The organism is Pseudomonas amygdali (assembly GCF_002699855.1).
Classification (GTDB): domain Bacteria; phylum Pseudomonadota; class Gammaproteobacteria; order Pseudomonadales; family Pseudomonadaceae; genus Aquipseudomonas; species Aquipseudomonas amygdali.
The window spans coordinates 1-8,720 of sequence record NZ_LKBW01000082.1; the positions used below are offsets into that span (position 1 = coordinate 1).

At 58.4% G+C, this 8,720-nt stretch carries 4 protein-coding genes and 1 pseudogene; 3 read left to right on the top strand and 2 right to left on the bottom strand.

What is annotated here, in order from left to right; translation table 11 throughout:
- Positions 1-67: 67 nt before the first annotated feature.
- The 3 genes and pseudogenes from AO277_RS08260 to thiO form a co-directional block, all read left to right on the top strand.
- A pseudogene (locus AO277_RS08260) lies at positions 68-2,989 on the top strand (pilus assembly protein); the annotation flags it as partial.
- Between the two features lie 11 nt (positions 2,990-3,000).
- The gene (locus tag AO277_RS08265; protein ID WP_002551989.1) at positions 3,001-3,402 is read left to right on the top strand and encodes a type IV pilin protein; all 402 of its coding nucleotides are present in this window, start codon (positions 3,001-3,003) and stop codon (positions 3,400-3,402) included.
- Positions 3,403-3,429: 27 nt separating this feature from the next.
- Positions 3,430-4,542 carry a glycine oxidase ThiO gene (gene thiO / locus AO277_RS08270; protein WP_044319918.1) on the top strand — a complete coding sequence of 371 codons (1,113 nt, stop codon included), beginning with the start codon at positions 3,430-3,432 and terminating at the stop codon, positions 4,540-4,542.
- A 2-nt stretch (positions 4,543-4,544) separates the two neighbouring features.
- Here thiO and AO277_RS08275 read toward each other — a convergent pair whose 3' ends face one another.
- Positions 4,545-7,634, bottom strand: coding sequence for an efflux RND transporter permease subunit (locus AO277_RS08275; protein WP_044319917.1), 3,090 nt, complete (start codon positions 7,632-7,634; stop codon positions 4,545-4,547).
- Complete coding sequence (locus AO277_RS08280; RefSeq protein WP_371411872.1) at positions 7,631-8,680, bottom strand: efflux RND transporter periplasmic adaptor subunit; 1,050 nt, start codon at positions 8,678-8,680, stop codon at positions 7,631-7,633. The genes AO277_RS08275 and AO277_RS08280 overlap by 4 nt, the downstream gene beginning before the upstream one ends.
- Positions 8,681-8,720: the final 40 nt, after the last annotated feature.

Below are 8,720 nucleotides of genomic sequence, written 5' to 3' on the forward strand. Positions count from 1 at the left end.
TTTGGTCGGCATACATGCACCTCTAGCTACATGTTATGCCCGAACACAAAATTTCTGACAGTCTCTCTCCATTCAGGGCGACGACACGCTCTCGCTGGACTCTGCCGGGCCTTACACGTGCAGAAGCGACTACACTTACGTTGCGCGTGACAACGTGGGTTACTGCCTGAAATTGCCCGATCCGGCCGACAACGAGAGCACCACTCGCTACACTGCAGATTACCTCTCTTATCTGGTTGACTTGACGCGGGCCGCCAACACAACTACCAAAGACTTCACCGTCAATAACATCATTCCCAACGATTACCGTATCAATGTCGCGCGCAACGTTTCATTGATCCTTGTTGCCAACAACAAATCCCTGAGAATCGGTCTGGCCGGGTTCAACCCGCCGACCAACGCTGATCCCGGGCGTGGAGGGAAGATTTCCAGACCTGTTGCAGACCTGTCCCCTGTCGCCAGTAACCCTTACAACAACGGCGGTGTCAGTCAGGCTGATGCAAACGATAATGTCACTGCCCTCAATGCGGCCATCAATGCACTGCGAGGCGACTCCAATACGCCGTTGGCCGAAACGTATTATGAGATAACCCGCTACTTTCGGGGCATGACCCCGTATTACGGTTATAGCGGGGCACCGACGACCTACACCAGCCCTATACAGTACCGGTGCCAGAAAAACTTTGGCGTGGTGATCACTGACGGCTTGCCGACATACGATCGGACGTTCCCGACCAACGATCCGGAGGATGTACTCAATACCTCACGCTCACTGCCCAATTGGGACTTGAATGCGGCCAATGACGGGGCCAATCTTAATGGTGATGGTGAGGGCGATACGCTTTATCTGGACGACCTCGCCAAGTTCGCCTATGACATCGACATGCGAAGAGCGAGCAGTACACCTGCCACTGACCTGACCAAGAAAAGTTGGGACACAGACGGCTTCTCTCAACAGAACATGACTACCTACACCATTGGTTTCACAGCCGCCAACCAGATGCTGATAGACGCTGCTGACAATAACCATGGGCACGGCAAGTATTTCCAGACCAATGACAGCGCCGGTTTGAACAACGCCTTGAACCTCGCATTGAGCGATATCTATGCCAAGGCCGGTTCGGGCGGCGGTGGCGTGGCAAACTCGTCCACCCTTCAGGCGGGCAGCCGCTTCTACCAGACGCTTTATGACCCGACGGACTGGCATGGCACGATCAAGGCTTACAATCTGGACGCTACGACAGGAGCGCTGAGCGCCCCTGTCTGGTCCACCGATACCACGATCACCAGCAGCACCAAGGCGCCTGTGTTCGAGTCATGGAGCACAGCGGCGACACCGACGAAAATCACTCTGGATTTTCTGAATTTCACGCAGGCTCAGCGTGATGCTTTCACGGCAACATTGCCGACCGGAGTGACCGGCGCGGAAGTTATTGCCTGGGCCAAGGGCACGGCCAATGCCAAGCTTCGTACCCGTACCATGCTCCTGGGCGATATCGTCAATTCATCACTGGGCGCAGGGCTGCCGACAGAGAAAACGGCTTCTGACCTGCTCGGAGACACCACGTACACCACTTACCTGTCTGGCAAGTCCAGCAACATGAGTTCCAGTCTGCTGGCCAACGCCAACGATGGTTTCTTCAATGTGATCGACGCCAGCTCTGGTGCGCGTAAATACGCGTATATGCCGTCCACGTCTCTGAGTTCATTGGCGACCATTTCATCCTCTTCCTACGGTTCCGGCGTTCACCGTTTCACGGTGGATGGTCAGATTGCAGTCTTCGATACGCAGGCATCCGCAGGGAGTGTATGGCGCACGGTGGCGTATTCCGGGCTGGGCGCTGGCGGCAAGGCTTTTTTTGCGATCAAGCTTTTCGAAGGTTCGGCAGACAGCATCGGGGCATTGTGGGAAGTCAAGGCTCCCGACACTTCAGACACCAACAACAAGTTCAACAACCTTGGATACACCTACTCCAAGCCGGATGTAGCACGTATGGCCGATGGCACCGGGATCGTTGTTGTGGGCAACGGTTACGGCAGTTTTACCGGGAGGGCGTCCCTGTATGTACTCAACGCCAACACCGGACAGTTCATTGCCGAAATTCCGACTCCGGTCACTGGCAGCGAAACGGATAACGGGTTGTCTTCGGTGAAACTTCGGGTCAATTCGCAGAATGTCGTTCAAGTAGCCTATGCGGGCGATCTCAAGGGCCGCCTGTGGAAGTTCGACATGAGCGGGGCCGCAGCATCCAGCTGGAAAGTAGCTTTCAATGGCTCACCCCTGTTCACTGCACCTCAGGGAGCCAGTCAGTCGATTACCGTTCAGCCGTTGTTGCTGGACCATCCCCTCAACGGCAAGATTGTGTATTTCGGCACCGGTAAATTCAGCGAAACCACGGACAAGCAAACCAGCGCGTTGCAAGATTTCTATGCCATCTGGGATGGCGATAATGGATCAGGCAACATCGTTGAGGCCAATCTGCAGCCCCAGGCCATCAATGGGACGGTGGTCGGAAGTGGCAATACGTATTACACCACGACTTCCAATGATGTGGATTGGGGCACCAAGAAAGGCTGGTACCTGCCGTTGGCAACCACGGCTCCTTATGTCGGCGAACGGATTATCTATCCGGCACAAACCTCACGCGGTCGTATCATCTTCACCACGGCGGCAGTCAACTCTACCGATCCCTGCGAAAGTACCGGGACCGGGCGCTTGTTCGAGCTGAACGCCGCGACTGGCAGCATGCTTAATTACCAGGTACTGGATACCAACAATGACGGCGATATCAACTCTTCGGATTTGATCATTGGCGGTCTCGGTATCGGTACCGGTATCCCGGTAGTGGCTTCTATCGTTGCCGGTACCAATGGGGCCAACGATAACAAGTACGTGATTGACTCCAGCGGCGGCGAGCCCACCAAGCTTAATGAGAAGGGCGGCAGTGCCAACGTCTTCCAACGCATCATGTGGCGACAAATCCAATAGGGAAACTAGACATGCGAGCGACATCCAGGGGCTTTACGTTGATCGAACTCATGATCGTCGTGGCGATTGTCGGTATTCTGGCGGCCATCGCGTACCCCAGTTACACCGAGTACGTGAAGCGTACCCAGCGGTCGGCGATTGCCAGCCTGCTATCCGAGCAAACCCAGGCGCTGGAGCGCTTCTATTCGCAAAAGGGAACTTATGCTGATTACAAGGGTGTGGTTGCCAGCAATGCGTACTACACGATTAATCCGGTCCTCAACGCCACCGACTTCACCCTGACGGCTACACCCATAGCCGGCACGCTGATGGCCGGTGACAAGTGCGGCAGTTTCGTGATCACCAACACCGGTGCGCGCAGCAACACTGGCGCTACCTCGGGCGTGACCACCAAAGACTGCTGGGGCCGCTAAAACCGTTTTTCTTGTCCCGAGACCTAGATGTCCAAGCAAAAAACAGTCATTGTCGGCGGTGGCGTCATAGGTCTGCTGACCGCCTTCAATCTCGCCTCCGAGCAGGTCAGCGTCGTTTTGCTTGATCGCTCGGGTGTCGGGCAAGAGTCTTCCTGGGCGGGCGGCGGGATTGTTTCGCCGCTTTACCCGTGGCGCTACAGCCCGGCAGTCACCGCGCTGGCGCACTGGTCGCAGGACTTCTACCCGCATCTCGCCGAGCGGTTGCTCGCACAGACCGGCATCGATCCCGAGGTTCACAAGACAGGCCTGTACTGGCTCGACCTTGACGACGAACAGGCCGCGCTTGAATGGGCGGTGCGCGAGAAACGCTCATTGACCAGTGTCGATATCTCGGCGGTGAATGATGCCGTGCCGGTTCTGGGGGAGGGCTATTCGCGGGCCATCTACATGGCCGATGTGGCCAACGTGCGCAATCCCCGGCTGGTCAAGTCGCTCAAGGCTGCCTTGCTGGCGATGCCCAATGTCGAGATTCGCGAGCAGTGCGAAGTCAGCGGTTTTGTGCGCGAGGGCAGCAGGGTTTCGGGCGTGAGCACGCCTTCAGGCGATGTAACCGGGGATCGGGTGATTCTGGCAGCGGGCGCGTGGAGCGGTGAACTGCTCAAGACCCTGAGTCTGGAACTGCCAGTCGAGCCGGTAAAAGGCCAGATGATTCTCTACAAGTGTGCGTCGGACTTTCTATCGAGCATGGTGCTGGCCAAAGGGCGCTACGCGATCCCGCGCCGTGACGGCCACATACTCATCGGTAGCACCCTGGAGCATGAAGGTTTCGACAAGACCACCACGCATGCCGCGCTGGAAAGCCTCAAAGCGTCGGCCATCGAATTGCTTCCGGAGCTGGCCAACGCTGAGCCTGTCGCCCAATGGGCAGGCCTGCGTCCCGGCTCGCCCGAGGGCATTCCGTTCATCGGGCCCTTGGCCGGGTTTGATGGCCTGTGGCTCAACTGCGGTCATTACCGCAACGGCCTGGTGCTGGCCCCGGCTTCCTGCCAGTTGATCACTGACCTGCTGCTGAACCGCGAGCCCATTATTGATCCTGCGCCTTATACACCTTTAGGGCGTCTGCATTTTCCGACTGACTGAATTCAGGCAGGCTGTGTCTCCAGTCGTCTCTCGCTGCCATCCGGCCTGATCCTGAACCAGATCGAGTACATGGCTGGCAGAAACACCAGGGTCAGCACCGTGCCCGCAAAGGTGCCGCCGATCAGCGTGTAGGCCAGCGTGCCCCAGAATACCGAATGGGTGAGCGGGATAAAGGCCAGAATGGCGGCCAGCGCCGTCAGTATCACGGGGCGCGCACGTTGTACGGTAGCCTCGACCACCGCTTGAAACGGGTCGAGCCCCTCCTGCTCGTTGTGGTGTATCTGGCCAATCAGAATCAGCGTATTGCGCATCAGAATGCCGGACAGTGCGATCAGCCCGACCAGTGCATTGATGCCGAATGGCTGCTGAAAGAGGATCAGCGTAGGCACCACACCGATCAGCCCCAGCGGACTGGTCAGGAAGACCATGACCATGGCGGATATCGAACGCACCTGAAGAATCAGAATGATCAGCGTGACCGCCAGCATGATCGGAAACAATGGCAACATCGCTGTCATGGCCTTGCCGGACTCCTCGATTGAACCTGACTGCTCGATCCGGTAACCGCTGGGCAGCTTGTCGATAATTGGCTGTAACTGTCGGGTTATGGCTGCCGACACATCCGGTGGTTGCAGGCCGTCGGCTATGTCGCCCCGCACAGTGATGGTCGGCGTGCGGTCGCGCCGTCGCATCACCGGTTCCTCCATACGCACATCAACGGTACCAATCTGCGACAGCGGAACACGTTGCCCGTCGACGCCGGTGAGGGTGAAGTCCATTATCCTTGCCGGATCAAGTCGGGTGTCGCCAGCGGAGCGTACAACCACCTGCACGGTGCGAATATCCTCGCGCACTGCCGTAACGGGCAGACCTGTCAGGAGAAACTGCAGTTGCTGAGCCACCTGACTGGAACTCAGCCCCATGGCCTGCATACGGTCCTGTTGCAAAGTGAAATGCAGCGCCGGAGTACGTGTGCCCCAGTCGGTATTGACGGTGCGCATCATCGGGCTGGCGTTCAGAACCTGTTGCACCTGCGCCGCAATGCTGCGCAGTGTTTCCGGGTCGCGTCCGGCAATACGGTAAGCGAGGGGGTAGGGCGAATAGGGGCCGAAGACCAGTTGCGTGACCCTTACCCGCGCTTCTGCAGCCAGTCCCTCGGAAATAGCCAGGCGCAATCGGTGTTTCAGCGTTTCACGCTGTTCCTGGCTGTCGGTACGTACCACGATCTTGGCAAATGACGGATCAGGCAATTCCGGCCCCATCGCCATGTAGAAGCGTGGCGCACCCTGACCAATGTAGGCGGTAACGATCCCGGCTTCCGCCTGTTCAGCCAGCCAGCTTTCCACTTTTGCAGCAGCCGCACTGGTTTGAGAAATCGAGGTGCCATAAGGCATCTGCAGTTCGATCAATACTTCAGGACGATCGGACACTGGAAAGAACTGTTTCTTGACCAGTCCCATGCCCAGCACGGCCAGCACAAAGAGCCCGATGACCGAGCCTGCTACCAGCCATTTGCCTGCAATGACGCGCGCCAGAATCCGACGGAAGCGGTTGTAGCGCGGCGTGTTGTAAAGCGCCTGATGTCCACCTTCGATCTGCTTCACATCAGGCAACAATTTGACGCCCAGATACGGGGTGAAAAACACGGCGACCACCCACGAGGCAATCAGCGCGATACCGACGATCCAGAACATGTTGCTGGTGTATTCGCCTGCCGTGGAGCGCGCGAAGCCGTTGGGCATGAAGCCGACGGCGGTGACCAGCGTGCCGGATAACATCGGCGCGGCGGTGTGGCTCCAGGCATACGCAGAGGCAGCGACGCGGTCGTATCCTTCTTCCATCTTCACCACCATCATTTCGATGGCGATGATCGCATCATCTACCAGCAGCCCGAGTGCCAGGATCAGCGAGCCCAGCGTGATCCGGTCGAAATTCTTGCCGCTCATGGCCATGATCACGAAGACCACCGCCAGGGTCAGCGGGACGGCGGCAGCAACCACCACACCGACACGCCAGCCCATGCTGATAAAACAGACCAGCATGACTACCAGCAGTGCGACGAAGAACTTGATCATGAACTCATCGACCGCCGAACTGATATTGACGGCCTGATCCGTGACCTTGCTCAGGCTCATGCCCAGTGGCAGTTCGGCGTTGATCGCGCCCACTTCCTGGTCCAGTGCCTTTCCCAGGTCCAGCCCGTTCCAGCCATCGCGCATGACAATCCCCAGCAGCAGCGCAGGCTCGCCGCCGTTGCGAATCATGAACGTCGCCGGATCTTCGTAACCGCGTTTTACTGTGGCAATGTCCGCCAGCTTCAATGTCCGGCCCTGTGCCACAACAGGCGTATCGCGAATTTTCTGCAGCTCATCGAAAGCGCCGTCGAGCCTGATAAATACCTGCGGTCCTCGGGTTTCGACCGAACCCGCGGCGGTCAGCGCGTTCTGGTCGTTCAGCGCGGCAAATACCGTTTGAGGGCTGATACCCAGCGTTGCCAGTCGCTCGTGAGAGAACTCGACGTAGACTCGCTCGGGCTGCTCGCCCACTATATTGACCTTCTTCACTCTCGGCACATGCAGCAAGCGCTGGCGCAGCGATTCGGCGTCACGCGCCAGTACGCGTTGCGGCTCGCCTTTGGCCTTCAGCGCGAACAGCGCGAAGGTGACGTCCGAATACTCGTCGTTGACCATCGGCCCGATAACCCCGGACGGAAGGGTCATGGCCTCGTCACCGATTTTCTTGCGCGCCTGGTAAAACTCATCCGGCACTTGCGACGGCGGCGTGCTGTCGAGCAGAGTCAGGGTTGTGAATGCCATGCCCGGTCTGGTGTAGGTTTCAGCGCGGTCGTACCAGCGCAGCTCCTGAAGGCGTTTTTCGATCTTCTCCGCCACCTGATCCTGCATCTCCTGGGCGGTTGCTCCCGGCCAGACGGACACCACGGTCATTACCTTGACTGTAAATGCCGGGTCTTCGGCCCGGCCCAGTTTGAAAAATGCAATGATCCCGGCCAGCGAAATCAGGCAAACAAGGAACAGGGTAATCGAGCGCTCGCGGACGGCCAGCGCTGACAGATTGAAACGATCATTACTCATGGGCGCGCGCTCTGTGCCAAGGCCGCTTGAGCGGTCACTCTTACTGGCTGGCCTTCGTGCAGAAGGTGCGCGCCAAGTGCGACTATTCGTGTGCCTGGCTTGAGCTGCGTACTGATGCGGGCTTGCTCGTCATCAAGCTGCTGAACCACTACTGGCGTCCAGTAAACCTGTGCTGGCTCCCCTTGAATGACCCAGATGCCCGGTCCCTTGCCTGCGTCATACAGCGCGCCGATTGGCACCCGCAACGTGCTTTGCCCGGCGCTATCTGCGCTGGGGATTTTCACGGTGATGGTGGTGCCCAGTGGGGCATTTGCCATCTCGCCCTCGAGTATCCAGCGAGCTTCAAAGGTGCGAGTCTGACGGTCCGCAACGTCCGACAGCTGTCGCAACCGTGTTGTGGCGTTGAGGTCCTGATTGCCGAACAGCGTGGCCTGGGCGGTAGAACCGATACGGGGGCGCAGGTTTTCCGGAAGTTGAATAACCGCTTCACGCGGTCCGGCGTGTGCCACCCGTACCACGGCTTGCCCTGCACTGACGACCTGTCCGGGCTCAACGAGGGTTTCCATGACAATGCCGTCGGCATCCGCCACAAGGTCTGCGTAGCGAGTTGCATTGAGAGCAACTTCTGCCTGCGCTTCGGCTGCACTGAGTCGAGCCTTGGCCGACTCCGCCGTCGACTTGATCTGGTCGTAGCTTGACGCTGAAATGGCGCCACTGCTGCGCAGGCTTCGGTAACGTATCTCTTCGTCTGCGGCCTGCTTTGCCTGGGCTCTGGCCGCATTCACTGCTTCGCGTTGGGCGTTGGCAGCGAGCTTCAGGTCGGCTGGGTCGATACGCATCAACGGTTGACCGCGCTTGACGGCCTGCCCGGTATCGACAAACCGCTCCAGCACCTTGCCGGACACCCGAAAACCAAGATCGCTTTGCACCCGCGCCGCCACGGTTCCGGTGAAGGAACGGGGCTCCAGGCCGGCCTCCTGGAGGCTCGCAACTGGTATGACCCCCGAAGGTTGGACGCAACCTTTGGAGGCGTCATGGGTAAATATACAGTGCAGGCAAAACTCGCAGCCGTGAAAGAATATTGTG